The 25937-nt window shown below is 71.3% G+C and carries 26 protein-coding genes and 1 pseudogene; 4 read left to right on the top strand and 23 right to left on the bottom strand.

The features are described 5' to 3' along the window. Positions 1 to 33: 33 nt before the first annotated feature. The 8 genes from ACZ7OU_RS48335 to ACZ7OU_RS48300 form a co-directional block, all read right to left on the bottom strand. On the bottom strand, positions 34 to 963 hold the full coding sequence (locus tag ACZ7OU_RS48335; RefSeq protein ID WP_470260472.1) for an AMP-binding protein: 930 nt from the start codon (positions 961 to 963) through the stop codon (positions 34 to 36). Between the two features lie 68 nt (positions 964 to 1031). Then, complete coding sequence (locus ACZ7OU_RS48330) at positions 1032 to 1667, bottom strand: response regulator transcription factor (RefSeq protein ID WP_470260471.1); 636 nt, start codon at positions 1665 to 1667, stop codon at positions 1032 to 1034. Continuing rightward, positions 1660 to 2817 carry a GAF domain-containing sensor histidine kinase gene (locus tag ACZ7OU_RS48325; RefSeq protein WP_470260470.1) on the bottom strand — a complete coding sequence of 386 codons (1158 nt, stop codon included), beginning with the start codon at positions 2815 to 2817 and terminating at the stop codon, positions 1660 to 1662. Before ACZ7OU_RS48325 ends, ACZ7OU_RS48330 begins: the two co-directional genes overlap by 8 nt. A 45-nt stretch (positions 2818 to 2862) precedes the next feature. After that, a complete protein-coding gene (locus ACZ7OU_RS48320) occupies positions 2863 to 3978 on the bottom strand; it encodes a glucuronyl hydrolase (RefSeq protein ID WP_470260469.1) in 1116 nt (371 codons plus the stop codon). Further along, entirely contained in the window at positions 3975 to 5090 is a 1116-nt protein-coding gene (locus ACZ7OU_RS48315) for a zinc-binding dehydrogenase (protein ID WP_470260468.1), read from the bottom strand. The genes ACZ7OU_RS48320 and ACZ7OU_RS48315 overlap by 4 nt, the downstream gene beginning before the upstream one ends. Positions 5091 to 5124: 34 nt before the next feature. Beyond that, positions 5125 to 6309: a CaiB/BaiF CoA transferase family protein gene (locus ACZ7OU_RS48310; protein WP_470260467.1), complete on the bottom strand. Its 1185-nt coding sequence runs from the start codon at positions 6307 to 6309 to the stop codon at positions 5125 to 5127. Then, positions 6306 to 7436 carry an acyl-CoA dehydrogenase family protein gene (locus ACZ7OU_RS48305; protein ID WP_470260466.1) on the bottom strand — a complete coding sequence of 377 codons (1131 nt, stop codon included), beginning with the start codon at positions 7434 to 7436 and terminating at the stop codon, positions 6306 to 6308. The genes ACZ7OU_RS48310 and ACZ7OU_RS48305 overlap by 4 nt, the downstream gene beginning before the upstream one ends. A gap of 37 nt (positions 7437 to 7473) precedes the next feature. Continuing rightward, a complete protein-coding gene (locus tag ACZ7OU_RS48300; protein ID WP_470260465.1) occupies positions 7474 to 8616 on the bottom strand; it encodes a CaiB/BaiF CoA transferase family protein in 1143 nt (380 codons plus the stop codon). A gap of 225 nt (positions 8617 to 8841) precedes the next feature. Here ACZ7OU_RS48300 and ACZ7OU_RS48295 point away from each other — a divergent pair, with 225 nt between their 5' ends. Beyond that, positions 8842 to 10311: an aldehyde dehydrogenase (NADP(+)) gene (locus ACZ7OU_RS48295; protein ID WP_470260464.1), complete on the top strand. Its 1470-nt coding sequence runs from the start codon at positions 8842 to 8844 to the stop codon at positions 10309 to 10311. Positions 10312 to 10488: 177 nt separating this feature from the next. Here the strand turns inward: ACZ7OU_RS48295 and ACZ7OU_RS48290 are convergent, their stop codons facing one another. Then, positions 10489 to 10899 carry an SDR family NAD(P)-dependent oxidoreductase gene (locus ACZ7OU_RS48290; protein ID WP_470260463.1) on the bottom strand — a complete coding sequence of 137 codons (411 nt, stop codon included), beginning with the start codon at positions 10897 to 10899 and terminating at the stop codon, positions 10489 to 10491. A 17-nt stretch (positions 10900 to 10916) separates the two neighbouring features. On the opposite strand from ACZ7OU_RS48290, the gene ACZ7OU_RS48285 reads away from it, so the two are divergent. Further along, the gene (locus tag ACZ7OU_RS48285; protein ID WP_470260462.1) at positions 10917 to 11489 is read left to right on the top strand and encodes an AMP-binding enzyme; all 573 of its coding nucleotides are present in this window, start codon (positions 10917 to 10919) and stop codon (positions 11487 to 11489) included. Here the strand turns inward: ACZ7OU_RS48285 and ACZ7OU_RS48280 are convergent. From ACZ7OU_RS48280 to ACZ7OU_RS48215, 14 genes are all read right to left on the bottom strand, one after another. After that, positions 11453 to 12040, bottom strand: coding sequence for a TetR/AcrR family transcriptional regulator (locus tag ACZ7OU_RS48280; RefSeq protein ID WP_470260461.1), 588 nt, complete (start codon positions 12038 to 12040; stop codon positions 11453 to 11455). The two genes, ACZ7OU_RS48285 and ACZ7OU_RS48280, sit on opposite strands and share 37 nt — an antisense overlap. Continuing rightward, positions 12037 to 12483 carry an LLM class flavin-dependent oxidoreductase gene (locus ACZ7OU_RS48275; protein ID WP_470260460.1) on the bottom strand — a complete coding sequence of 149 codons (447 nt, stop codon included), beginning with the start codon at positions 12481 to 12483 and terminating at the stop codon, positions 12037 to 12039. Before ACZ7OU_RS48275 ends, ACZ7OU_RS48280 begins: the two co-directional genes overlap by 4 nt. Further along, positions 12480 to 12962 (bottom strand): (2Fe-2S)-binding protein, encoded by a 483-nt coding sequence (locus ACZ7OU_RS48270; RefSeq protein WP_470260459.1) that lies wholly within the window; start codon positions 12960 to 12962, stop codon positions 12480 to 12482. Before ACZ7OU_RS48270 ends, ACZ7OU_RS48275 begins: the two co-directional genes overlap by 4 nt. Beyond that, positions 12959 to 13777: an FAD binding domain-containing protein gene (locus tag ACZ7OU_RS48265; RefSeq protein WP_470260458.1), complete on the bottom strand. Its 819-nt coding sequence runs from the start codon at positions 13775 to 13777 to the stop codon at positions 12959 to 12961. The genes ACZ7OU_RS48270 and ACZ7OU_RS48265 overlap by 4 nt, the downstream gene beginning before the upstream one ends. A gap of 10 nt (positions 13778 to 13787) precedes the next feature. After that, positions 13788 to 14513: an enoyl-CoA hydratase gene (locus ACZ7OU_RS48260; protein ID WP_470260457.1), complete on the bottom strand. Its 726-nt coding sequence runs from the start codon at positions 14511 to 14513 to the stop codon at positions 13788 to 13790. Next, positions 14510 to 16843, bottom strand: coding sequence for a xanthine dehydrogenase family protein molybdopterin-binding subunit (locus tag ACZ7OU_RS48255; protein ID WP_470260456.1), 2334 nt, complete (start codon positions 16841 to 16843; stop codon positions 14510 to 14512). Before ACZ7OU_RS48255 ends, ACZ7OU_RS48260 begins: the two co-directional genes overlap by 4 nt. After that, positions 16840 to 17604, bottom strand: a complete 765-nt coding sequence (locus tag ACZ7OU_RS48250; protein ID WP_470260455.1) for an SDR family NAD(P)-dependent oxidoreductase — start codon at positions 17602 to 17604, stop codon at positions 16840 to 16842. The genes ACZ7OU_RS48255 and ACZ7OU_RS48250 overlap by 4 nt, the downstream gene beginning before the upstream one ends. Before the next feature lie 2 nt (positions 17605 to 17606). Beyond that, positions 17607 to 18401: an MBL fold metallo-hydrolase gene (locus tag ACZ7OU_RS48245; RefSeq protein WP_470260454.1), complete on the bottom strand. Its 795-nt coding sequence runs from the start codon at positions 18399 to 18401 to the stop codon at positions 17607 to 17609. Beyond that, positions 18398 to 19510, bottom strand: a complete 1113-nt coding sequence (locus tag ACZ7OU_RS48240) for a zinc-binding dehydrogenase (RefSeq protein WP_470260453.1) — start codon at positions 19508 to 19510, stop codon at positions 18398 to 18400. The genes ACZ7OU_RS48245 and ACZ7OU_RS48240 overlap by 4 nt, the downstream gene beginning before the upstream one ends. Beyond that, a complete protein-coding gene (locus ACZ7OU_RS48235; RefSeq protein ID WP_470260452.1) occupies positions 19507 to 20907 on the bottom strand; it encodes an aldehyde dehydrogenase family protein in 1401 nt (466 codons plus the stop codon). The genes ACZ7OU_RS48240 and ACZ7OU_RS48235 overlap by 4 nt, the downstream gene beginning before the upstream one ends. Beyond that, entirely contained in the window at positions 20904 to 21617 is a 714-nt protein-coding gene (locus ACZ7OU_RS48230) for an SRPBCC family protein (RefSeq protein WP_470260451.1), read from the bottom strand. Before ACZ7OU_RS48230 ends, ACZ7OU_RS48235 begins: the two co-directional genes overlap by 4 nt. 74 nt (positions 21618 to 21691) lie before the next feature. Continuing rightward, on the bottom strand, positions 21692 to 23236 hold the full coding sequence (locus ACZ7OU_RS48225; RefSeq protein ID WP_470260450.1) for a class I adenylate-forming enzyme family protein: 1545 nt from the start codon (positions 23234 to 23236) through the stop codon (positions 21692 to 21694). 109 nt (positions 23237 to 23345) lie between these two features. Further along, positions 23346 to 23954, bottom strand: coding sequence for a TetR/AcrR family transcriptional regulator (locus ACZ7OU_RS48220; protein WP_470260449.1), 609 nt, complete (start codon positions 23952 to 23954; stop codon positions 23346 to 23348). Between the two features lie 132 nt (positions 23955 to 24086). After that, positions 24087 to 24416, bottom strand: coding sequence for a hypothetical protein (locus ACZ7OU_RS48215; protein WP_470260448.1), 330 nt, complete (start codon positions 24414 to 24416; stop codon positions 24087 to 24089). A 618-nt stretch (positions 24417 to 25034) separates the two neighbouring features. Between ACZ7OU_RS48215 and ACZ7OU_RS48210 the strand changes: the two are divergent. Both ACZ7OU_RS48210 and ACZ7OU_RS48205 read left to right on the top strand, forming a co-directional pair. Further along, positions 25035 to 25265 (top strand): annotated as a pseudogene (locus ACZ7OU_RS48210) (hypothetical protein); the annotation flags it as partial. Further along, complete coding sequence (locus ACZ7OU_RS48205) at positions 25201 to 25605, top strand: CHAT domain-containing protein (protein WP_470260447.1); 405 nt, start codon at positions 25201 to 25203, stop codon at positions 25603 to 25605. The pseudogene ACZ7OU_RS48210 and the gene ACZ7OU_RS48205, both read left to right, overlap by 65 nt. Positions 25606 to 25937: the final 332 nt, after the last annotated feature.

The raw sequence follows: 25937 nt of genomic DNA, 5'->3' as shown, positions 1-25937 counted from the left end.
ACAGGCATTTCGTGGTACCTCCACCTGGAGAGGTCAGAACGCGCCCGGAAAAGTCGCGCAGCTCGTCAGCTCCGCGGCGGACGCGGGGCCGGGATGGATCCAGAGTCCCGTCTGCCGGAACCACGTCCGAGCGGCGTCGGCATCCGGCTGCGTGCCGGTGGCGAGCACGCGGCGCAGCGACGAGTTCCGCAGACCACGCGCACCCGTTGCCGCGAGCTCCACATAGGACGCTCCGGGGGCGGACATCGTCGTCACCGGAAACCGGGCCAGCAGGCCGCGGACCCGCGTGGGGTCACCACCGGTTTCCTCGACCAGGATCGCCGCCCCCGCCGACCACGGCTCGATCAAGCCGAGCAGGACGCCGGTGGCCGTGTGCCGCGGGGTGAGACTCCAGTGCAGATCGTCGTGGCTCCGATCCAGCCACGCCAGGCCGAGTCCGTCCGCCAGCCGTCCCAACTCGGCGTGGCTGTGTCTCTCGTCGCCGGTCAGCAGGACCGGGCCGGCCGCGGGTACCGGTTCGTGGTGCGGCTCCGTCAGGAACATCATGGCCCGGTAGTTCATCGCTTCGGCGTGCGGCAGGCCGCCGACGCAGAGCACGTGCCGGACCGCGCCCACCCGCCGGAGTGCCAGCGCGGGTTCGAGGTGTGCCTCGTCGACCACCACCACCGCCGCTCCGGCGGCGCGCACCCGGTCGCCGTCCGGTTCGCCGCACGGCATCGGCGCGAACGGAACCCCGGCCCGCAGCGTCCCGGCGGCGACCTCCCACCATTCGGGCACCGGCGGCAGCAGTACCGCGACCGAATCCCCCGTCTCGAGTCCGAGGTCGTCCAGCAGGCCGGCGAACCGCGCGGCGCGGTCGGCGAAATGCGAGTAAGGGAGCAGGCGATGGCGCCCGGCCCGGTCCACCCAGACCATCGCCGGCCTGCCTTCGTGTTTTCCCCAATAGTCCAGGAACGCACTCATGACGAAACACCTCACCGAATTCGTGACAATACGGCGACACACGAAAATCGCCGGGAAAAGGGAACCGGCTAGAGCAGCCTGAGCTCGTGCGCCTTGGCGATGGCCTCGACCCGGTTCCGCGCGTTCAGTTTCTGCATCGCGGTCTGCAGGTACGTCTTCACGGTGTTCCGGGCAAGCGTGAGCTGATCGGCGATCTCCGGATTGCTGTGTCCCATCGCGGCGAGCCGCAGCACCTCGTACTCGCGCTTGGTGAGCCCGACCCGGAACAGCAGTTCCGGCGTCGCGGAGGCGTGCCGGCCGGCCAGCCGGGGATCGACGACCCGGACCCCGCGGGCCACCCGCCGCACCGCCGTGGCGAAGTCGCCGCCGGTGATGTCTTTGACCAGGCAGCCGTCCGCACCCGCCTCGATCAGCACATCGATCGCGCCGTGGTCGGCGAACGCGGTGAACAGCAGGATCTTGACGCGCGGTGCGACCCGCCGCAGCTGGGTGACCAGCTCGGGCGCCGGTATGTCCGGCAGGCGCAGGTCCAGCAGGATCACGTCGGCGGCAACCTCCCGTGCGACCTTGATCGCCTCGTGCCCCGTGCTCGCGCCGCCCACCACGGTGATCGCCGGGTCCTCGGCGGCGAGCAGCTCGACGCCGCCGCGGATCACCGGGTGGTCGTCCACCACGAGCACCCGGACGTCGGTGTGCTCACACATCGTCGGTGCCCTCCGCCTCGCAGGGCACCCAGGCCCGCACGGTCGTGCCGCCGTCTTCGTTGCCGACGACCGACACGCCGCCGCCCACCCGTTCCATCCGGCGCACGGACAGCGGCAGGCCGAGGTGTCCCGCCTTGGCCAGGTCACCGGTGGCCCAGCCCTGCCCGTCATCGGCCACCACGACGGTGAGCCGCCCGCCCGCGACCACGACGCTGACGACGACGGTGGAAGCCTGGGCGTGCTTTTCGACGTTGACCAGCGCCTCGCGCACGACGCTGGTCAACGCCTCGGTCCGCCCCGGCGCCAGCTCCGGGATCTCCGCGAGCGCCACGAACGAGGCCGGCAGGCCGGTCCGCTCCTCGAAGGCTTCGCAGTCCTCCTGGATGGCCACCGCGAGCCGGCGCTCCGGGGGCTGTTCGTTGAGGCGGGCCAGCGAGTTGCGCAACAGCGCGCTCACCGACGTGACCTGCCGTTGCACCTCGTCGAGCCGGTCCCGGATCCGGTCGAGGTCGTCCATCGACCGCAGGCTGCGGAGCTCGGCGCCGATGCGGAAGAGCACCGGGCTGACCGAGTCGTGCAGGTCGGCCGCCATCCGCCGCCGCTCGGCCTCCAGCGCCACTCCGGTCTGCAGCTTCGCCCGCTCGGAGCTGACCAGGGTCACCGAGGCGACGGCCGCCACCTCTTCCACCCGCGCGATGACCTGGTCGCCGAAGGACGCCTCGTCGCGGATGCCGACGTACACGGCACCGAGCACTTCCCCGCCGTAGATCATCGGGACGGCCAGCATGGCGCCGAGACCCTCCCGCGCGACCAGCTCGTCGAAGTCGTGCGTGATCGCGTCCGACGTGCGGTAGTCGCGCACCCAGACCGGCCGTCGCTCGGCGATGCTCTTGCCGCCCAGCCCGACGCCCTCGGGCACGACGAGCCGGTGCAGGGCCGTGCTCATCGTGCCCTGCCAGCTCCGGTGCACCAGCCGGCGCCCCGGCTCCAGCCGGCCGACCAGGGACATGTCGAACTCGCCCAGCTCCCGGATGCGGCGGGCCACCGACTTCATCGCGAGTGACCCCTCCGACAGGACGAGCAACTCGGAATGCCGCGAAGCGAGCTGCTCCAGCAGCGCTTCCACGGGGGTGTCCCGCGCATCCGTCATGGCGATCTCTCCTGGTCCACGTGTGATCATGATAACCGGGGCGAGCTACAGCTCCGCCGGTTCGAGCACGCCCCGCAGCGCCAGGAGGCTCTCCAGCAGGAAGTAGTCGCCCCAGACCAGCTCCGCGTCGGTGGCGACCCCACGGCGGGGGTCGAAACAGCCCCCGGTGAGCATGCCCGGCCGCCGGTGGTCCCCCACGCCGGTCGGCGTGACGAACGTGGTAAGGGTGTCCACCATCGCGGCGGCGTGCTCCCGGTACCACGGGCGGTCCGGGAGGAGCGCGGCCAGCTTGAGCAGTGCGGCCGCGGCGATGGCGGTCGCGGAGGTGTCCCGCGGCTCGTCCGATCCGGCGCTGAAGTCCCACGGTGCGACGCGGTCGGCGGGCAGCCGGTCGAGCCACCAGTCCGCGGCCGTCGTCGCCGGCCCGGCGAACTCGGGACCCACCCAGCGGGCGGCCTGGGCGAAGCCGAGCATCGCCCAGGCCTGGGCGCGGGCCCACGTGCTGTCGTCGGAGCGTCCCTTGTGGGTGTAGCGCCGCAGCAAGGTCCCGTCCCATTGGTCGAACTCAGCGGACTGGCACACGGAACCGTCGTCGCGCAGGCAGTACTCGACGTGGCGCTGCGCGTGCGCGCGGGCCAGGTCCGCCAGCTCCGGCCGGTCCGTCTCCCGCGCGGCCCAGGCGAGCAGCGCGACGGTGCCGGGCACGGCGTCGATGTTGGCGGCACCGGCGCCGACCGAGTCGGACTCCTCGGCCTGGCTGCCGAGCGGGATCAGCCCCGCGTCGTGGTTGAAGCTCGACGCGAGCCCCCGCGCACCGGCGAGCGCCACCTCACGCGTGGCTTCGCTCTTCCCGGTCAGGTGTGCGACCCCGGCGCCGTAGAAGAACAGGAACCCGCGGAACGCCGTGTCCGAGCTCGCCCGGACCGTGAGCCGCTCGGCGACGTCGTCGGCCAGCCGCGCGTACCGCCGCACGCCGGAGTCGGCGGCCGCCAGCCCGAGGAGGCCGCCCCAGAAGCCGCCGGTCCAGAATCCGTCCGCGCTGCGGGTCCACTCGCCCGTGTCCGTATTGGCGTAGTTCGGGAAGCCCGTCGCCACGTCGGCCGCGGTCTCGTCGATCCGCAGCAGCATCCGCTGCGAAGCTTCGTCCCACCGCCCGCTCACGACGGGTCTCCGCTCACCAGCACCGGCTTGAGCGTCCGGCCCGCGCGCATGTCCGCCAGCGCCTCGTCGGCGCGCTCCAGCGGATAGGCCGTGACCAGCCGCTCCAGGTCGAAGCGCGCGGCGAGATCGGGCAGGGACAGCACGTAGTCCAGGTGGTTGCGCGGCGAGAACGCCCAGCTGCCGAGCACCCGCAGCTGCTTACGGGTGATGTGGTGCGGGTTGAGCATCGTCGGCCCGTGGTCGGTGTACTGGCCGACCACCAGGTACGTGCCGCCGCGCCGGGTCATGGCCATGCCCTCGGCGACCGCGGCCGGCACGCCGGTGGCCTCGATCACGAGGTCCGCGCCCCGCCCGTCCGGCGTCTCCGCCAGCACCTTCGCGAGCCGGGTCTCCTGGTCGGTTTCGGTGAAGATGTCGAGGTGCACGTCGCCGACGCCGATCTCCCGCGCGACTTCGAGCCGGTTGGCCGGCCCGCCGACGATGATCACCTTGCTCGCGCCGGCGACGGCGGCGAACATGGCCGCCGCCATGCCGACCGGCCCGCTGCCCTGGACCACCACGACATCGCCTTCGCGGGGCTTGGCGATGTCCAGCACCGCGTGCACGACGGTCGGACCGGCACAACCGAGCGCGATCACCTGCTGCGGCCGGATGCCCTCGGGCAGCTTGACGATGGTGGAGCCGGGCTGCAGGTAGATCTGCTCCGCCCAGCCGCCGGACAGGTGCGGGGGCTGCGCACAACTCTGGTTGATGCCGTAGACCTTGCGGGTCTCGCACAGCGACGGCTCGCCCGAGGTTGTGCAGTGGAAGCAGGTGCCGCACGGGATGTTCGACGCCCAGGACACCAGGTCGCCTTCGCGCAGGGGCGCGCCGGTGGCGTCGGCCGACACCCCTTCGCCGAGCTCGCGGACCCGGCCGACCGCTTCGTGGCCCAGCACGACCGGCAGCGGGATCGCCATCCGGCCCTGCTGGAGGTGCATGTCGGTGCCGCAGACCCCGGCGTGGGTGACGTCGGCCACCACCGCGCCCGGTCCGGGCCGCACCCCGGGGAACCGGGTGACCTCCAGGTCGGCGCCGAACTCCTTCAGCACCAAGGCCTTGCGCTCGTTCATCGGGATTCTCCTCGCTGGGTTCGTTCGCTCGTCCTCATCGGACGGCTCCGCTCGCGCGCAACCGCGCGAGGTCGTCGTCGGTGAAGCCGAATTCGCGCAGTACCGGTTCGGTGTGCTCGCCGACGTCGGCGACGCCCCGCCTGGTCGTGGCCGGGGTCCGGGACAGCTTGACCGGGTTGCCGAGAATGCGGGTCGTGCGCCGCCCGCCGACCTCGACCTGGGTGATCGTGCCGTTCTCGAGCACCTGCGGGTGCGCCAGTGCCTCCTCGAGCGTCAGCAGCGGCGCGGAGAGCAGATCGGCGGCGTCGAACCGCGCGATCGCCTCGTCCGTGGTGAGCGAGCGGACGGTGTCCCGCAGGGACTCGTTGGCCTGGTCCTTGTTGCGGGCCTGCAGTTCGGCGGTGGCGAACTCGGGGCGACGGCTGAGGTCCTCCACCTCGAGCGCCTTGCACACCAGGTGCAGTGCGTTCTCCCGGAACAGCCCGAGCACGGTGACCATGCCGTCACCGGTCTCGAAGATCCCGCTGTACCAGTCGGTGACCCAGTTCGTCTCACGCTGGTACATCAGCAGTGACGCGCTTTCCAGCGTCTGCAGCGCCAGCGCGGTGTCGAGCAGGTTGACGCTCACGTGCTGGCCCCGGCCGGACCGTTCACGCTCCAGCAGGGCGGCGAGAATCCCTTGTGCCAGCGCCATTCCCGACGCGTAGTCGACCACGGGAACCGGCAGGATGTGCGCCGTCAGGTTCGGGTCGCCCACGGTGCGGGCCATGCCGCTCAGCGACTGGGCGAGCATGTCCTGTCCCGCCTTGTGCGCGTACGGTCCGCTCTCGCCGAAGCCGGAAGCCGAAGCGTAGACGAGTTTCGGGTAGCGCTCGGCGAGTTCTTCGTAGGTCAGGCCGAGCCTGCGCACCGCGGCCGGCCGGTAGCTGTGCACCAGCACGTCGGTCTGCGCCAGCAACCGGTGCAGCGCGTCCATGCCCTCGCGGGTCTTGAGGTTGAGCGAGACGCTGCGCTTGTTCCGGTTCACCGCGACGAAGTAGGAGCAGGGTTCCTCCGCCTCCGCCGACTCGCGGTCCAGCGACCGCATCATGTCGCCGCCGATCCCGCGCTCGACCTTGATCACGTCGGCGCCGAAGTCACCGAGCACCTGCGCCGCGAGCGGCCCCTGCATGATCTCGCCGAGGTCGAGGACGCGGATTCCGTCGAGTACCCGGTTCACGACCGCACCTGCCCGGCGTAGACGTCCTTCGCGATGACCAGCCGCTGGATCTGGTTGGTCCCCTCGTAGATCTGGGTGATCTTCACGTCGCGCATCATGCGTTCCACCGGGTAGTCGCGGATGAACCCGTAGCCGCCGTGCAGCTGCAGGGCGTCCGTGGTCACCGACATCGCGTTGTCGCTGCAGAGCAGCTTGGCCATGGAGACCCGGGACCGCGCCCGGGGGTCGCCCGCGGTGATGAGCGCGACCGCGTCGTGGAGCAGCGCCCGGGCGGACTCGATCTTCACCGCCATGTCGGCGACCATCCCCCGCAGCAGCTGGAACCGGGACAATGCCTGCCCGAATTGCCGGCGGTCGCACGTATAGGCGACGGCGGCGTCGAAGGCGCCCTGAGCGATTCCGAGTGCCTGCGCGGCGATCAGGGCCCGGCTGACGTTGAGCTCGCCGTTGATGTAGCGGTAGCCCTGCGTCGGATCGGCCACGACACGCCGGCCGGGGACACGGCAGTCCTCCAGGACCACGTCGGTGGTCGGGCTGCCCCGCATGCCCATCTTCTTCTCGTGCGGGCCGAAGGAGATCCCGGCGTCGTCCTTGTGGACCATGAAGACGCCGAAGTCCTTCTCCCCGGTCCGGGCGAGCACGGCGTACCACTCGGCCCACGGGGCGTTGCTGATGAACCGCTTCTGGCCGTTGAGGACCCAGTCGCCACCATCCCGGGTCGCGGCGGTCCGGATGCCGGACAGGTCGGAGCCCACGGTCGGTTCGGTCATGCACCAGGCGGCGCCCACCTCGCCACCGGCGACCTTCGGCACCACTTCGGCGCGCAGCTCGTCGGAGCCATGACTGACCACAGTGGACGTTCCCGCCCAGTTGACCAGCAGCACGAGCGCGGAGCTGGCGCAGGCCGCCGCCACCTCCTCGACGGCGATCACCTGGGAGAGCAGATCGGCGCCGGAACCGCCCAGCTTCTCGTCGTAGGGCAGGCCCGGCAGGTCCGCCGCGCGCAGCGCGGCCCAGGCCTCCTCGGGGAACCGCTCCTTGTCGTCGACGTCCGCCGCGTGGGGCGCGATCTTGTCCGCCGCCAGCCGGCGCACACTCGCCCGGAAGTCCTCGTACTCGGTGTTCATGTTCTTCCTGTTCCTCAAGGCTTTTCGAAGTACCGGTTCACATCGGTGGCCAGCGCAGGCCCGTGACGGCGCTGCCGTCGCGGGCGCCCGCCGCCTGGCCCGCTTCCTCGGCGGAGAGGCCGAACCGCGCGAGCACCCGCTCGGTCGCGTCGGCGGTGTCGGTCGGCCCGGGCGCCGCGGCGGTCCGGGAGAACACCGGCACCGCCGGCACGGACTGCGGGGCGAATCCCTCGTAACGCTCGGCGATCTGCGGGAACCCGGCCAGCTCGTGTGGTTCGAGAACCGGCGTGACGCACGCGTCGACGTCGGCGAAGAACTTCGTCCACTCCGCCATCGGGCGCTGCCGGAAGGCGTCGCTCAGCCGTGCCTCGATCGCGGCGAAGTTCGCCGGGTCGAAGTGGTCGGGCACCGCACCCAGGTCGAGTGCCTGCCAGAGGTTGGCGAAGAACGCGTTCTCCAGCGCGCCGACCGCCACGTACCGGCCGTCGGCGCACTCGTAGCAGCGATAGGCCGGCATCGCCCCGGCGAGCACACCCTCGCCGCGCCGCGGCAGCGCACCCCGGCCCCAGTCGGTGAAGTTCATGCCCATCATGGACAGCACGCCGTCGACCATGGCCGCGTCGAGGTACTGCCCGCGGCCGGAGCGCTCTCGTTCGTAGAGCGCACCGACGATGCCGAACGCGGCGAGCAGGCCGCCACCGGCGAAGTCGGCGACCAGGTTCAGCGGGGGCACCGGTGGGCTCCCGGCCGGCCCGAAGGTGCCCAGCGCACCGCCGATCGCGAGGTAGTTGATGTCGTGGCCCGCCCGCTGCGAGAGCGGGCCGGTCTGGCCGTAGCCGGTGACACTGCAGTAGACCAGGCGCGGATTGAGCGCACTGAGCTCCGCGTACCCCGCGCCGAGGCGGTCGGCCACCCCGGGCCGGAAGCCCTCCATGACCACATCGGACTCGGCGACCAGCCGGTGCAGGGCGGCACGGCCCTCGGTGGTCTTCAGGTCGAGCGTGACGAATTCCTTGCCCCGGGAAAGCGCCGGCACCGGCAGGCCGGACCGGCCGCCGCCGATCGCGATCACCTCGGCGCCGAGATCGGCCAGCAGCATGCTGCCGTACGGGCCCGGAGCGAGCCTGGTCATGTCGAGCACCCGGATTCCGGCGAGCGGTCCGGCCGCCCGGCCGGTCATCGAGCACCCCCGGCAGACCGGGAAAGAACTGCGGAATGAAGCAAAACTGTCCTCCTCAGCGAGGTCGCGGGTCGCCGCGATGGATCGATGCTCACCCGGGGCGCCACGACGCCGGTACCTCCAGCTGGAGGTACCGGTTCCGGTGGACCGCCGGTGATCGTGAGGAGCCACGGATTCCCGTGCAGCCGGAAACTTCCGGCCATTCGGCGAGCAAGAGGAGCGATGATGCCTGCCCCCGCGACCGCGGACACCCCCTGCCAGGAGTACGAAAAGGTGCTGACGGCAGCTCAGACGGCCGCCCCGGTGCTCGCGGCGATGACCCTGACCGAGCGCGCCGGGTTGCTGCGCGTCGTCGCCGGTGCGCTGCGCGCGCAGGCGGACGAGCTGGTGCCGCCGGCCGACGCGGACAGCTCCCTCGGCGTGCCGCGGCTCACCGGCGAGGTCGAACGGACCGCCGGGCAGCTCGAGATGTTCGCCGACGCCGTCGAGGAAGGCTCGTGGCTGGAGGCGATCATCGACCGCGCCGGCCCGGATCTGCGGCGCATGCTGATCCCGCTCGGCCCGGTCGCGGTGTTCGGCGCGAGCAACTTCCCGTTCGCCTTCGGGCTGGCCGGAGGCGACACCGCCGCGGCGCTGGCCGCCGGGTGCCCGGTGGTCGCGAAGGCCCACCCCGCCCAGCCCCGGCTGTCGGATGCCTACGCGCGGGTGGTCGTCGACGCCCTGCGGACCGCCGGCGCACCCGAGGGCACGTTCGCCGTGGTCCACGGCATGGAGAACGGGCGCAAGCTGGTGACCGACGCCCGGATCGCCGCCATCGCCTTCACCGGCTCCACGGCGGGCGGACGGGCACTGGCCGACCTGGCCGCGGCCCGGCCCTCCCCCATTCCGTTCTACGGGGAGCTGGGCAGCCTCAATCCCGTGTTCGTCACCCGCGAAGCCGCCCGGGTCCGCGGCAAGGAGATCGCCGACGGCTTCCTGGCGTCGATGTCGCTGGGCGCCGGCCAGTTCTGCACCAAACCGGGCGTGTTGTTCATCCCTGCGGGGTACGGGCTGGAGGACCTGATCGCCGCCAAGGCGGCCACGGCGCCGATGCGGTTGCTGCACGAGGGCATCGGCACCGCGTTCCGGGCCGAGGCCGCGCGGCTCGCCACCCACCCGGCGGTCCGGCCGCTGAGCGTCCCCGAGCAGGACGCCGCGGACGAGTCGGTCGTCCGGCCGGTCTTGGTCAACACGACCGCCACGGAGCTCGCCCGGTGTTCCGGGCAGTTGCTCGTCGAGTGTTTCGGGCCGTTCGCGCTGATCGTGACCTACACCGACGACGCCGAGCTGCCGGCCGCGGTGGACCTGCTGGAGGGCAACCTCACCGCCACCGTGCACGGTGAACCGAGCGGTGACCCGGTCGCACCGGCCCTGCTGCGCACCTTGACCACCCGGGCCGGCCGCGTCATCTGGAACGGCTGGCCGACCGGCGTGACGGTCGGCTGGGCCCAGCACCATGGCGGCCCGTACCCGGCGACGACTTCGGTGCACACCTCGGTCGGCGTCACCGCGATGCGCCGGTTCCTGCGCCCGGTCGCCTACCAATCGGTGCCCGACGCGGTGCTGCCAACCGAGTTGCGCGATGCGAACGACCTCCGCATCCCGCGGCGGGTGGACGGTGCGCTCACCGCCGCGTCGCTTACCGCGCCCCGGTAGCGGCCTGTCCTGGGTGAGCACAACCGGGGCCGCCCGGACATGTCCGGTGGTACGCACGGCAACAGCACGGGGTCGCGCCTGCTTGGGCACGACCCCGTGCCGAGTGCATCCGCCGAACACGCCTCGGCTCCCAGCGGATGTCCGGCTCGACCGGGAAGGCCATCGTTCGCGGACTCCTCAGGCGGTCCAGCCGCCATCGACGGTGAGCGTGCTCCCGGTGGTGTAGGCGGCGGCGTCCGAAGCCAGGCAGACCGCGGCGCCGCCCAGCTCGGGCGGGCTCGCGATCCGGTTCTGCGGGATGCGGGCCAGGATTCGCTCGCCCCCCTTGCTCGTCACCAGTCCTTCGGACGGGTCGGTGTGGAAGTACCCCGGGGCGAGCACGTTCACCCGCACGCCGCGAGGCGCCCATTCGACGGCGAGGACACGGCTGAGCGCCTCGACCCCTCCCTTGCTGGCGGCGTAGGCGGCGACACGGTCGAACCCGGTTCGTGCGTGCACCGACGAGACGGTGATGATGGAACCGGAGCCCTGCTCGAGCATGTGACGTCCGGCGGCCCGCGCGCAGTAGTAGTTGCCGGAGAGATTCACGTCGTGTACCTGGGCCCGTGCAGCTGCCGCTGTTCGAGATCCGGATCGTCGACGACATCGGGCGTGAACTGCCCTGGGACGGCCAAACGATCGGCGAACTCGAAGCCCGTGGCCCGTGGGTGACAGGCGCCTACCTCGGTGCGACCGGCCCGTCCGTGTCCTTCCACGGCGGCTGGCTCCGCACCGGCGACGTCGCGGTCATCTCCCCCGCCGGCGCGCTCCGGATCGAGGACCGCTCCAAGGACCTGATCAAGAGCGGCGGCGAGTGGATCTCGTCCATCGAGCTCGAGAACCACCTCATGCTGCACCCCGCCGTCGACGAGGCCGCGGTGATCGGCGTGCCGCACGAGAAGTGGCACGAACGCCCGGTGGCCTGGATCGTGCCGTCCGCCGACGTCTCCGACGACGAGCTGACGGACTACATCGGCGCGAAGTACCCGCGCTACTGGGTGCCGGACGCGTTCGTCCACGTCGAGACGATCCCGAAGACCTCGGTGGGCAAGCTCGACAAGATGACCATGCGGGCTCGGCAGGCAACGGGCAGAACAGAGCGTCAGAACACCGGCGCGCCTGCGATGCTCAGGGCGTAACCGCCGTACTGCGCCGCGACGTCGGCGGCGGACAGCTTGCCGTCGTCCCGGAACCACCGGGCGATGCTCACGCACATTTCCCGGATCGCGAACGAGGCCAGGGCCGGCGAGTCGACGCGGAAAGCTCCCGACGCGGCTCCCGAGGCGATGATCGCCCGGAAGGCGTGCTCATGCTCGCGGCGCCGGCTCTGCAGGTGGCTGCGGTGGGGCTCGTCGAGTGAATCCGTGTCGCGGTTGACCACCAAGGCCTCGCGCCGGTGGGTCGCGTGCCTGTACGCGTAGACCCGGGTGGCCTCGCGCAGCCGCGTCTCCCAGTCGCCGTCGGCGGTCGCGTGGTGGAACTCCTCGAGCACGGTCGCCGTCGTCTCGTCCACGATCGCGCGCAGCAAGTCCTGTTTGGACCGCATGTGGTTGTACAGGCTGGGGGTGCGGATGCCGAGGCACTCGGCGATCTGGCTCAAGGCGGTGCCGTGAAATCCCCGCTCGGCGAAGAGGGTCAGGGCGACATCGAGCACCACGCTCTCGCTCACGACCGGGCGGAGGTCGGTCACGGCGTCACCGCGGCGAGCCAGGCGGCCGCCTCGTCCACGGTCCGCAGCCGGTTCGTCAACGGTGTCACCACGTCGTCGGCATCCGCCACGAGCACCGGAAGCCCGGGCACCCGCGCATGCACCTCTTCGAGCACCCTTTCGGCCGCGGCCCGGTCACTGTAGGGACCGTCGCCGCCGGAAAACGGCCCTACGCCGAGGATGAAACGGCCGTCGCTGAGGTAGTCGAGGGTTTCGGCGGCATCCGCCACGAGCGGTGCGTCGCGGGAGGTGGTCAGGCAGCCGACGCGGACCCGCTCGGTCAGGACGGCCGCGGCGGCGCAGGACGTGAAGTCCTCCTCGAAGAAGATCGTGTGGCAGCCCGCTTCGTCGAGTACTTCGCAGGTGCGCCGCAGCTCGGCCGCGGGCCGGTCGCGCAGCCGCAGCACGACGCCGCGGCAGTTCACGCCGGCTCCGGACCGGTGGCCAGCTCGTTCGCCGCGGCCTCGACGGCGTCGACGATGCCCGCGTAACCGGTGCAGCGGCAGATGTTGCCCGACAGCTCTTCGCGGATCCGTGCCCGGCACGGCCGCTCCTCGCGGTTGAGCAGGTCGAGCGCGGACATCAGCATGCCCGGGGTACAGAAGCCGCACTGCAGCCCGTGGTGGGTCGAGAACGCTTCCTGCAGCGGGTGCAGGGTGCCGTCCGGGCCGGCCATGCCTTCGATCGTGGTGACCGACGATCCTTCCGCCTGGACGGCGAACATGAGGCACGCGCGAACCGGCTCGCCGTCGACCAGGACTGTGCACGCGCCGCAGACTCCGTGCTCGCACCCGACGTGGGTGCCGGTGAGCCCGAGGTCCTCGCGCAGAGCGTCGGCCAGGGTGCGCCGCGGTTCGACGTCGACGTCCTGGCGATCGCCGTTGACCGTGAATTCGACCTTCATGCTGCGACACGCTCCTTCTCCTGGACGAGGGCACGGCGGACGAACTCCGCGGTCATCGCGCGCCGGTAGTCGGCTGAGGCGTGGATGTCGGAGCTCGGTGACGTGGCGGCCGCGGCCGCCGCGGCGACCTGCTCCACGGGCGCGCCCGCGTCGAGCAGCCGTTCGGCTTCCTCGACGCGCAACGGGACGCTGCCGACCCCGCCGACCGCGATCCGCCAGTGCCCGGCGACCTCGGCGGCGGCGACCGTGACCAGGCCGAAGTCGCCGTGCCGGCGGGAGAATTCCGCGAATCCCCACCGCTGGGGTACCGGCATATCGACGGCCGTGACCAGTTCGTCCTCGGCGAGCGTGGTTTCGAGGGCGCCGGTGCAGAACTCCGCCGCGGAGCTCGTGCGGGTGCCGCGCGGGCCGGCGATGTGAATGGTGGCTTCCAGCGCCGCGGCGACCACCGGCAGCTCGGCGGCGGGGTCGGCGTGGGCGATGCTGCCGCCGCTGGTGCCCCGGGAGCGGATCGCCGTGTGCCCGATCCACCGGGCGGCTTCGGCCAGCATCGGGTGCCCGGTCTGCTCGACCAGGCGGGCGTGGCGGACCAGCGCGCCGATCCGGACGGCACCGTCGACGGGCACGATCGTGGACAGGCCGGGAATCCGGTTGATGTCCACGAGCACCTTGGGCCGGGCCATGCGCAGCGCCAGCACGGGCGCCAGGCTCTGCCCGCCGGCGATGATCTTGCCGTCGCCGGCCGCGTCGGCGAGGGCCTGCACGGCGTCCCGGACGCTGGTGGCCCGGTGGTAGTCGAACGGTGCGGGTTTCATGACGGACCTTTCAGCGCCCTCGGAACCGCGGGGCGCGCTTTTCGGCGTGGGCACGCCGGCTTTCGGCGAAATCCTCACTGCTCCAGCAGGATTCGAAGAGCTCGTCCAGTCGCGGCTCCTGCGGCCGCGGCTCGAACAGCGACTCCAGCGCGGTCTTGGCGTACCGCAGCGACAACGGCGCGAACTCCGCGATCTCGCGGGCCCACGTCATCGCGTCGGCGACCGGCCCGAGCCGGTCCGCCAGGCCGCACGCGTGCGCTCGCCGGGCGTCGAGCCGGTCGGCGCCCAGCAGCATCGCCCGCGCCGGTCCCCCGCCCGCGAGCAGCGCGAGCCGGCGGACGGTCCAGGGGTCCACGGCGAGGCCGTTGCGCGCGGTCGGGACGGCGAAGACCGCGGTGCCGTCGGCCACGCGCAGATCGCAGGCGATCGCGAGCTGCGTGCCGGCACCGATGGCGGGGCCGTTGACCGCCGCGATCACCGGCACGGGCGCGGCGGTGATCGCGCGCAGCGCGGCGTAGAGCGCTGTCCGGAAGCCGTCGCCGTAGACGCCGTGGAGGTCGGCGCCGGCGCAGAAGCTGGTGCCGGAGCCCGTCACGACGATCGCCCGGGCCGAGCCGGCGAGCTTCTCGACCGCGGCACGCAGCCCTTCGAGATGTTCGACGTCGAGCGCATTGCGCTTTCCGTGGCGGTCGAGCACGATCAGGCCGACGCCGTCCTGTTCCTCGGTGGTGATCATCGCAAGGCCTCCCAGACCGTGGCGGGTGTCAGGGGCAGGTGCGTGATCCGCACGCCGAGGGCGTCGGCGATCGCCCCGGCCAGCACGGCGTTCGGGCCGAGGGTGCCGCCCTCCCCCACTCCCCGGACCCCCAGCGGGTTGTCCGCGGGATGGGACACGTGGTCGATGACGAGGTCCGGGATCTCGGCGCTGGTGGGCATCAGGTAGTCCATCAGCGTGCCGGTGGACAGGTTCCCGGCCTCGTCGTAGATCAGGTGCTCGTACAGCGCGCCTCCGAGGCCTTGGGCGATGGAGCCGGCGATCTGTCCCTCGACGATCTGCGGGTTGATCACCGTCCCGGCGTCCTCGACGCAGACCCACTTGAGGATCTTCAGCGCACCCATCGCCCGGTCGACCTCGATGACGGCCGCCTGCGCACCGGCCGCGAACGCGCCGCGGACCGGGTCGTAGAACTCCGTGGCCTCCAGCCCGAGCTCGATGCCCTTCGGCAGCCGGTTGGACTCCAGGTAGGCGACCCGGGCCACTTCGGCCAGCGTTCCGAGCGGCTTCGGGTCGCCCGTGACCCGGATTTCGCCGGCGACGACTTCCAGGTTGGCCGGGCCGACCTCGTACAGCTCGCTCGCCAGCCTGAGGATCTTCTCGCGGACGGCGTGGCCCGCGCGGTGTGCCGCGCCGCCGCCGATGACCGCCTGCCGGGACGAGAACGCCCCGAAGCCCCACAGGGATTCGTTGGTGTCCCCGATGCGCACCTCGACGTCGTCGAACGGCACGCCCACGGCGTCCGCGACGATCTGCGCCACGGTCGTCTCCAGGCCCTGGCCCTGTGAGGTCACCCCGGACAGGACGGTCACCCGGCCGTCGGGGTCGACCCGCACCGTGCAGGCGTCGTGGCCGGTGCGGAACGGCATCCGCGGACCCGCGGACGCGGCCCGGCCGAGGCCGGTGAGCTCGTTGTAGCAAGCCATCCCGAGGCCGATCGGGTTCTCCCCCGCCGCGCGCCGGCGCCGTTGCTCGGCGAGGAAGTCTTCGTGACCGATCGTCGTGATCGCCTTTTCCAGGCACTCGCCGTACCAGCCGGAGTCGTCGACCAGCCGGGACGGCATCCGGTACGGGATCTCCTCGGGCGTGACGAGGTTGCGCCGCCGGATGTCCAAACTCGACAGTCCCAGCCGGACGGCGGCGTCGTCGAGGAGGGTCTCCATCGCGAAGACGCTCGCGGGCCGGGCCACCCCACGGTAGGGCCCGGACGGCGACGTGTTGGTCGCGACGCCGCGGACGGTGCAGCGGTAGTGCTGCAACCGGTACGGCCCGGACAGGAGCCCGCCGGCCATCAGCGGCTCGATCCCCGCCGTCCAGGGGTAGACCGAGTACGCCCCCACGTTGCAGGTCACGTCGGCGTCCAGGGCCACCAGGGCGCCGTCGGCGGCGAACCCGGCCCGCACCAGGTACCGGTGGTCACGGGCGTGGGTCGCGGCGAGCAGGTGCTCGGCACGGTCTTCGACCCACTTCACCGGGACGCCGGGCATCTGCCGGGCCACCAGGCACACGGCGACGTCCTCGGGGTAGAGGACCGCCTTCACGCCGAAGCCGCCGCCGACGTCGGGCGCGATGACGCGGATGGTGCCCTCGGGGACGCCCAGGAGTTCGGCGAGCATGTTCCGCGCGATGTGGGGCACCTGGGTCCCGGACCAGAACGTCAGGCGCTCGCCGTCCCAGACCGCCGCCCCGGCCCGGCATTCCATCGGGTTGCCGGCGTGCCGGTTGGTGATCAGCTCCCGTTCGACCACGATGTGCGCCCCCGCCAAGGCGTCCGGCACCTCGCCGGTGTCGAAGGTGCGTTCCAGCAGGACGTTGTCGGGCGCGTCGGCGTGCAACGGCGCGGCCGGCTCCGCCCAGGCCGTGACCGTGGCCGGCAACGGTTCGTAGTCGACGTCGATCAGCTCGAGCGCGTCCTCGGCCTGGTACCGGTCGTCGCCCACCACGACGGCGACCGGTTCACCGGCGAACCGCACCTTCTCCCGGGCCAGGATCGGCTGCTCGGTCTCCACATAGGACGGCAGCGCGGACTGGGCGCGCAGGCCGATCGCCGCGAAGGCGGGGTGGTCGCCGCTGAACACCGCCCGGGCCGCGCCCTCGGCGGCGGAGGTGTCGACCGCCTTGATCCGGGCGTGGCCGTACGGGCTGCGCAGGAAGGCGATGTGCCGCATTCTCGGCAGCTGCAGGTCTGAGACGTACCGGCCGCGTCCGGTGATGAGCCGGGCGTCTTCCTTGCGGCGGACGGTCCGGCCGACCGCGGGCTCGGCGTCGTGGGTCTTCTCGGGTGTCGTCATGGCATCGTGTATCCGCCGTTGACCGACACGATCTGTCCCGTGGTCCAGGACGAAAGCGGCGAGGCCAGCAGCAGGACGGTCGGGCTGATGTCCGCCGGGGTGCCCAAGCGGCGCAAGGGATACGCGGAGAGGATCTTCTTCATCTTGGCCTCGTCGGCGTTGCCGGTGTGGGCGTCGAGGCTCTCGGTCCGCACCAGCGCGATCGAGACGGCGTTCGCGCGGATCCCGTGCCGCGCCAGCTCCTTGGCCAGGGACTTGGTGAGGCCGACGGTGGTCGAGCGGGTGGTCGCGGTGACCAGCAGCCGCGATTCGCCGACCCGGCCGGAGTCGCCCATCAGGCTGACGATCGAGCCGCCGCCGTGCTCGGCCATCTGCCGGGCCACGGCCTGGGTGACGCGCAGCGTGCCCGCCACCGTGACCCCGATCTGCGGTGCCCAGTCCTCTTCGGTGGTCTCGAGGAACGGCTTGCTCTGGGTCGCGGCGGCGTTGTTGACCAGGACGTCGATCGGGCCCAGCTGCTCGGCGACCTCGGCCACGGCCCGCGTCACGGACTCGCCGTCCTGCAGGTTCGCACCCACGGCGATCGCTTTGACGCCCAGCGCGGCCGCTTCCTTGGCGCCCTGTTCCGCGCCGTCGGCCGAGGAGTTGTAGTGGAAGGCGACGTTGGCGCCTTCGCCGGCGAAGGCGAGCCCGATCGCGCGTCCCAGGCCCTGCCCGGCGCCGGTGACGAGGACGTTCTTACCGCGGAGCTGGAGATCCATGCTCATTCCTTTTCGAGTGGGGTGAAGCGGCGCTCGCCGTCCACGGTGATCAGCCGGCCGGGAGGGAAGTGCGCGGCGGCGAGGAGGTCGGGCTGGTCGGTGACGGCCCCGACGAGGTCCGCGCGAACCTTGCGCGCGGCCACCGGGTCGAGGTCGAACACCGCTTCCCAGGCGGGATCGGTCAGTTCGACCGGGGCGTGCGCGACGTCGCCGAGCAGCAGCGCCCGCTCACCCTCGCTCGACACGACGTAGACCGCGGTGCCCGGGGTGTGCCCGGGCAGGTGGCGGACGTCGAACCCCGGCGCGAGGGTGGTGTCGTGCTCGAACGTCTCCAGCCGCTCGGTGAGCGGGGAGAGCTTGCGCACCGCGCCCGGGTCGGCGTCGGGGCTCTCCACGAAGTGGGCCCAGTCGGCCCGGTGGACGCGGTAGGTCGCCTCCGGGAACACGACCTGGCCCTTCTTCGTGGCCCACCCGACGTGGTCGAAGTGCAGGTGGGTGAACACGACGTCGGTGACGTCCCAGGGATCGACGCCGAGGGCGCGCAGGCTCTCCAGGAACCGGCCACCGTGGTACTTGTCGTTGTCGATCGTCCCGACGCCGGCGTCGACCAGGATGACGCGGTCGCCGGTCCGGACGAGGAACCCGCCGAGCTCCAGGCGCAGCCGGCCCGACTCGTCGAGCAGGTGCTCGTGGCACGACCAGGCGTCGGAAACCCCGGGCCGGGTGAGCACTTCGCGGGCGGGTTCCCGGCCGTAGCCGTCGTAGACGGGTTCCACGCTCAGGGCGCCGACCTTCACCGGGCACCCTCCGGCACGACGAGGGTGCGGATTCCCTTGCCCGCGGCCATCTCCGTGAGGGCGGCCTCCACATCGGACAGTTTGCCGTGGCCGGTCACCATGGCCGCCAGGTCGAGGCGGCCGTCCCGGATGTGGTCGAAGTAGCGCGGCAGGTCCTGCTCGGCGTTCAGCGAACCCGCGACACACCCGACGAGGGTGCGCGCGAAGTGGAACAGCTCGAGTGCGCTGAAGCCGACCTGGTCGTCCTTGCCGCCGATGCCGACCACGCACGCGGTGCCGCCGCGCCGGGTCATGCCCCACGCGTCGCGGATCGTGCGGGCGGAGCCGACGCAGTCGAAGGCGAAGTCGACGCCCTGCTTGCCGGTGAGCGCGCGGACGGCCTTCTTCGTCTCGTCGTCGGCCGGCACGAAGTGGTGCGCGCCGAGCCGGGCGGCCAGGCTTGCCTTGTCGGGGTTGCGGTCGACGGCGATGATGTTCGTGGCGCCGGCGAGCCGCGCGCCTTGCACCGCGGCCAAGCCGACGCCGCCGAGGCCGACGACCAGCACCGACGAGCCGGGCGTGACCGCGGCGGTCTTGGTGACCGCGCCGACGCCGGTGGTGATGGCGCAGCCCAGCAGTGCCGCGTCGGCGGTGCTGATGTCGTCGGGAACCTTGACCGCGGCCGCGGCCGGGACGACGGTCTGCTCGGCGAAGGAGCCGACGGTCAGCCCCGGGTAGACCGGTTCCCCGGCGGAGTCGAGCGCGTAGGGCTCGGCGCCGCGGGCCGAGCCGGTGACGCACAGGTGCGGCTCGTCGCGGGCACAGCTGACGCAGTGGCCGCACGGGGTGATCCACAGCAGGATGACGCGGTCGCCTGCACGCAGATCCGTGACGCCCGAGCCGGTTTCGACCACGGTTCCGCAGGCTTCGTGTCCCAGTACCGCGGGCAGCTGCTGGGCGAGCACTCCGCGGGCGAGGGAAAGGTCCGAGTGGCACACCCCGGTCGCGTCGATGCGGACCCGGATGTCGCCCTCCCCCACGTCACGCAGCCGGATGCGTTCGACCGCCATCGGCTTGTCCGGCGAGCGCAGCACGAGCGCATCGACCTCGACCTGGTATCCGTCCGTCACAGCTGCACCGCCTTGGTCTCGAGGACGTCTTCGATGCCGAAGTCGCCGATTTCCCGGCCGATGCCGGACTGCTTGTAGCCGCCGAAGGGCGCACGCGGGTTGAACGGCGCCGCGTTGACGTCGATCTGGCCGGTGCGGATCCGGGCCGCCCAGTCGAGCGCGCGATCGCTGTCCCCGAGCCACAGCGCGCCGCCGAGCCCGTAGATCGAGTCGTTGGCCAGCTCGATCGCGTGGTCGTCGGACTCGGCCGGCAGGATCGACAGGACCGGGCCGAAGATCTCTTCCCGCGCGAGCCGCGACGCCGGGTCGACCTCGCTGAACACCGCCGGGGTGACGAAGTACCCCTTGTCGGGCAGCGGGAGGTTCTCGGTGACGAGCTTGGCGCCCTGCGGCTCGAGGAAGCTCTGGACTTCCTTGCGCTGTCCCGCGGAAATCAGGGGGCCGAGCCGCTGTCCGGGGACGTACTTCGCCGCCGCGGCGGCGGCCAGTTCCTCCACCTGCGCCAGCCGGGCGGCCGGGACGATGAGCCGGGACAGCGCCGTGCAGGTCTGCCCGCCGTTGAGGAAGCAGTTCGCGACGGTCACCTTGACCGCCTTCGCCAGCAGCTCGTCGGAGACGTCCGACAGCACGACGCTCGCCGACTTCCCGCCGAGTTCGAGGGTGACGCCCTTGACGGTCTCGGCCGCGGCCGCGGCGACCTGCCGGCCCACGGGGGTGGACCCGGTGAAGGACACGTGGTCGATGCCGGGATGGCGGGACAGCAGGTCCCCGACCACCCGGCCGCCACCGGTGACGAGGTTGAGCACGCCGGGCGGGAACCCGGCGGCCTGGAAAGCGCGCGCCAGCTCGAAAGCCGCCAGCGGGGTCAGGGCGGCGGGCTTGAGCACGACCGTGCAGCCGGCCGCGATCGCCGGGACGACCTTGACGATCACCTGGTGCAGCGGGAGGTTCCACGGCGTGATCGCGGCGACCACCCCCACCGGTTCGCGCAGGATCACCGAGTTGTCGCGGTTCTGGCGGAAGGGGAACTCTTCCAGCGCGTCGGCGGTGCGGGCGATGACCGCGACCGGTACGTCCACGTGCAGCTTCCGCGCCACCGGCGGCGGCGAGCCCTGCTCGCGGGTGATGAGGCCGGCGAAGACGTCGGCCCGCTCGGCGATGACGTCGTGCAGGCGGCGCACCGCGGCGGCGCGGTCCCGCACGGAAGTCGCGGCCCACTTCGGGAACGCGGCGCGCGCGGCCTCGATCGCCTGCTCGACGTCGGACGCCGAGCCCTGGGTCACCACGCCGGTGACCGCTTCGGTGGCCGGGTTGTCGACCTCGCTGTCCTCGCCGTGCCCGGCGACCCAGTCGCCGCCGATGTAGAGGGCGGGTTCGCGGATCAGCTCGTCGGTCATCGGACGGTCTCCTCGGGGTTGGCCCGGCCGGCCAGGACCGGGAACGACAGGTTGAGCACGACGGGCGGACCGGCCGGCGCCGGGCCCGGGCGGCCACCGCGGTTGCGGAGGAGCAGGATCCCGGCCAGCAGGGCCACCAGGCCGCCGACCACGGGCAGGGCACGCTTGGCGATGAGGCCGCCCATGCCGGAGAACACGTCGAGAGCTTCGACGTCCTCACTCGAGGGCGTCGTCCGGGCGACCGGCGGGCCGTCGGTGGACGCGGCGCCGGGGGCGAACTCGGCCTCCAGCCGCCGCACGAACTGCCCGATCAGCTTGTTGGTGACATCGGAGATGACCCCGCGGCCGAACTGGGCCACCCGGCCGGACAGGTCGAGCTGGGTGCGGACGTCGACCTTGGTGCCGGAGCCCTGCTCGGCCAGGCTCATCGTCACCGTCGCCGCGGCGTTGCCCTGACCGCCCGTGTCTTTGCCTTCGGCGCGGACCACCGCGCGGTACGCCTTGTCGTCCTTCTCCGCGAACCGCGCGGTGCCGCGGTACTGCGCCGAGACCGGACCGACCTTGATCTTCACCGAGCCGCGGTACACGTCGTCCTCGACGCCTTGGAGCGAGGCTCCCGGCAGGCAGGGCGCGACGCGCGGCAGATCGGTCAGCACCTTCCACGCGTCGTCGACGGGCAGGTTCACGGTGAAGGTGTTGGAGAGCTCCACGGGGACCACCTTACTAATTAACGTTAGTTTGTATGCTACGGGCAGCGCGATGCCGGGTCAACAGCACCCGCGTCTCACCCGGCGGGCGCCGTCAGCCGCTTCTGCAGCAGGAACCGCTGGATCTTCCCGGAACCGGTGCGGGGAATCGCCTCGATCTCGACGACCTCGGCCGGGATCTTGAACTTGGAGAGCTCCCGGGCGCAGCCGCCCAGCAGAGCGCCGACGTCCAGCTTCCCCGGCTCTTCCGCGACGACGAACGCCACCGGCACCTCGCCCAGGTCGGGGTGTTCGCGCGCCACCACGGCCGCGTCGCGGACCTGCTCGGACTTCAGCAGCACGGCCTCGACCTCCGCGGGGTAGATGTTCTCCCCGCCGCGGATGATCAGCTCCTTGGTCCGGCCGCTGATGGTCACGAACCCGTTGGGGTCACGCCGTCCGAGGTCTCCCGTCCGGTACCAGCCGTGGTCCAGCACTTCGGCGGTGGCGTCGGCGCGGTTGTGGTAGCCGCGCATGACATTCGGCCCGCTCACCCACAGCTCACCCTCTTCGTCCACGCCGACGTCCTCGCCGGTCACCGGATCCACCAGGCGCACCCCGACCCCGGGCATCGGGAGCCCGCACGAACCCAGCACGCGCCCGCCGTCGACGGTGTTCATGGTGACCATCGTCGAGGTTTCGGTGATGCCGTAACCCTCCAGCAGCTTGACCCCGAACACCGCTTCGAACTCGGCGTTGAGGGCAGCCGGCAGGATCGCGCCCGCCGAAAGGCACAGCCGCAGCCCGCCGGGGTCGACGGTGCGCTCCCGCGCGGCGTGCACGAGGTACTGGAACATGGTCGGCACCCCGGGCAGGACGGTGAACTTCTCCTCGGCCAGGAGGTCGAACACCCGAGCCGGCGAGAACCTGGTCATGATGCGCTCGGTCGCTCCCGTCGCGAACACGCCGAGCACGCACAGGACCAGCGCGTAGGAATGGAACAGCGGCAACGGGCACAGCACTTCGTCCTCTTCGGACAGACCCGCGATCGGCGCCCAGCAGGCTGCCACCACCCACAGGCACGAGCGCTGGGTCAGCAGCACGCCTTTCGGCCGGCCGGTGGTGCCGGACGTGTAGAGCATCCAGGCGACCTCGTCCAGGCCGAGGTCGTCCCGCGGCGGCCCGGCGGGCTCGGAGGTGGCCAGCTCCTCGTAGGACCGCGCGTCATCGACCCGGCCGGGGTGGACCACCAGCACCGTCGCCCCCCGGGTGCGGGCGAGCTCGCGCGCGTGCGCCACGTGGGCCCGGTCCGTGATGATCACCGACGCGCCGGAGTCGAGGAACATGTACTCGATCTCGGCGGGGGCGGCGTCGGCGTTCACGCAGACCCCGACCAGCGAGGCCCGGGTCGTCATGAGGTAGGCCTCGGCGATGTCAGCGCCGTTGTCCAGGTAGATCAGCACGCGATCGCCCCGGGCAGCTCCCCCGGCGACGAGGTGACCGGCCACCCGGCGGGTGCGTTCGGCGAGCTCCCGGTAGCCGACCGAGCGGCGGTCGTCGCGGAAAACGATCTTGTCCCCCCACCGCTCGGCCTGCTCGGCGAGCAACTGCGGCACGGGACGGATCAGCTCGACTTTGAGCATGAGCACTCCTGACGTTACTAACTAATGCTCGTTAGTTTCGTGAGACTAGCGCCAACCTCAAGCGCGCACAAGGGTCAGTCGGGACGCCTGGCCGACCGGAACGCCTCAGTCAGCTCAGGCCGGCAATGCGGAGCGCGTAGCGGCTGTAGGTTTCGGCGACCGCTTCGGCGGACTGCGGCCCGTCCTCGCGGAACCAGCTGGCGATGCTCACGCACATCTCGAGGATGCCGAAGGCGGCCAGGGTGGGCTCCTCCTCCGTGAACCGGCCCGCGGAGATACCCTCTTCGATCAGGTCCCGGATGGCGTGGGCATGACGTCGCCGCAGTTCGAGCACATCCGAGCGCACCGGCTCTTCGAGACTGGCGACGTCCCGGTTGACGATGAGCGCCTCGCGCCGGTGGGTGGCGTGCCGCAGCGCGTAGACGCGCGCTGTCCGGCGCAGGCGCTCGACGACGTCGCCGACCCCGTGCACCGCCTGCTCATGCTCCGCCCACACCTGCTCGCTGGTTTCCAGGATGATGTCGCGCAGCAGGTCCTGCTTGGCCTTCATGTGGTTGTACAAGCTCGGCGTGCGGATGCCCAGCGCCTCGGCGATCTGGCTCAGCGCGGTGCCGTGGTAGCCCCGTTCGGCGAACAGGGTCAGCGCGGCGTCCCGGACCGCGCCCGGGCTCACGGTCGTCTTGGCCTCGCCACGCGCCGACGTCTTGGAACTTGCCACCTCACGATGATAGGCACTCGCCGACCCCGTTCGGCGACGGCGTCCCCGCCGACGGTCGATGATCAGGTCGATGTCCTCGACCGTCGTGCGGCGGTTGGTGACGCATGCGCGGAGACTGTGCCGACCGTCGGGTTACGGGCGCTCACCGACCGACGCGGCCGAGACCGTCTCGCTCGACCATTGCTGACACCGGCTCAGCTCATGGCCCCCGTCAGCGTGTCCATCTTCGTGCCCACCGGCGGGATCCTCGGCAGGAAAGTTCTCGGCGGCAGCGGGCTCGGCCGCCGCGAGCCGCCTGGCGACGTCGGGCGGGACGACGAGCACTGCCAGCTCCGCCCTTTCGCTGAACCGGTGGATCACACCGCGGATCGCGTCTTCGTCGCCCCGGACCAGCCGCGCGATCGCCGGGACGGTGTTCCCGCCGGCTGACGCGAGTATCACCATCGCCCGGCGCAGCCGCACCGCGGAGCAGTTCCTCTTCGCACGATCTGCCGCAACCGCTGACCTTCATGATCGGTCAGCCTCCGCACCCGGACTGGATCTGCCATCCACCGAGCCTGACGGCCAGTCGATCACCGGCCCCGAACGCTGAACGAGTTGTACAGACTCCGGACAGCTGCTCGGCCGGGAGCGCCGGGCACGTCGCTCGATGGTGACCACCCGCTCCCCTGCAGCACCATCCGCAATACCTGTTCCTCGCGCGGCGACAACTCGACCTCAGCCGTGGTCACCGGCGCACCACGATCCGAGCTCGGACGACCGCGCGACCGGACCGGTGAGAGCCGGCGCCATACACCTGCAGAAGCAGCCAGGTCGCCGAGATCCTGTAGCCGCAGGACCGATATGAGGCTTTGCTTCACGCAACCCTTTGTGGCGCTTACCCAGGCGGCTGGTTCTTGAGACCCTGGTCAGATCACGCGTTCTCACGGCACGGGGAGGGAAAGGCGGGCATTCGTGGAATTGAGGCCGGGTTCGCGGCATCATCTGATCGTGGTGGCGGACATCGAGGGGTTCGGGCACCCGTGGGGCGTGCTATCGGGCTTGCAAGGGCGACCCACGGTCGTCGCGTCATCAGCGGCAATGTGGTTCGATGCTGAACGGGTCAACCTACTGCGATCTGGCGAGGCCGTACTTGTCCGTGGACCGGAGCTTGCCGGCGCCCGCGGCGAACTAGACAAACTGACTTCACATCATCCGATGGCGACGAAACTGACCGGCACTGCAGCGAGCGTAGAGTCGGTGTTGCATGCCATGGAAGGTGCGACGCTCGTGCACATCGCTGCCCACGGCGCCAACGAGCCGGAAAACGCTTTGTTCTCTCGGCTCGAATTGGCCGACGGCGCTTTGTTCGGACATGAAATGTCCCGCCTGCGACCGCCGCCGCAACAAAGTTGTTTTCAGCTCATGCGAGCTCTCCATGAGTCATCTCCGGCGCGGCGACGACCCAGTCGGGTTTGCCGGGGTGCTCTTGGACGCCGGGGCGCGCACAGCCATCGCGCCAGTATCCCGGGTCGGCGACATCGCCTCCGCCGTCGCGATCGACGACTACTGCCGGGCCCTCTCCGGCGGAAAGCGCCCTGCTCAGGCACTCGCCGAAGCGATCGCAATCGACCCCTTCCGTCGGTCATTCCTGTGCCTCGGAGCCGGTTAAGCCGAAATGCCCTTCGGTGGCCCTCCGAATGCTTGCACGCGGGCAACCGGGACGTCAGACACGGTGCAGCCCAGCATTCGCGTTGCCGTACCGCTACAGACACTGGCAGCTGACCATGTCGGTATTAACCCCGAAGGCATACCGTCCCTGCCGGCAGGGACGGGCGCAGGTTTACATAAGTAGTCACGCACAGTGAGCACTTTTTGTGTCGTCAAGACTCGTCGCGGTGAACTCGCAGCCCTCTAGACCCGGCGCCTGCACGCGAATCGTGTCGCAATCTGTCGTGGTTCGGCCGCTGCAGGCTTGCGGCGCAATCTGGGCGTTTCCGCAGA

The organism is Amycolatopsis sp. NPDC114505 (assembly GCF_055633615.1).
This window is presented reverse-complemented; position numbering and strand designations above follow the sequence as displayed.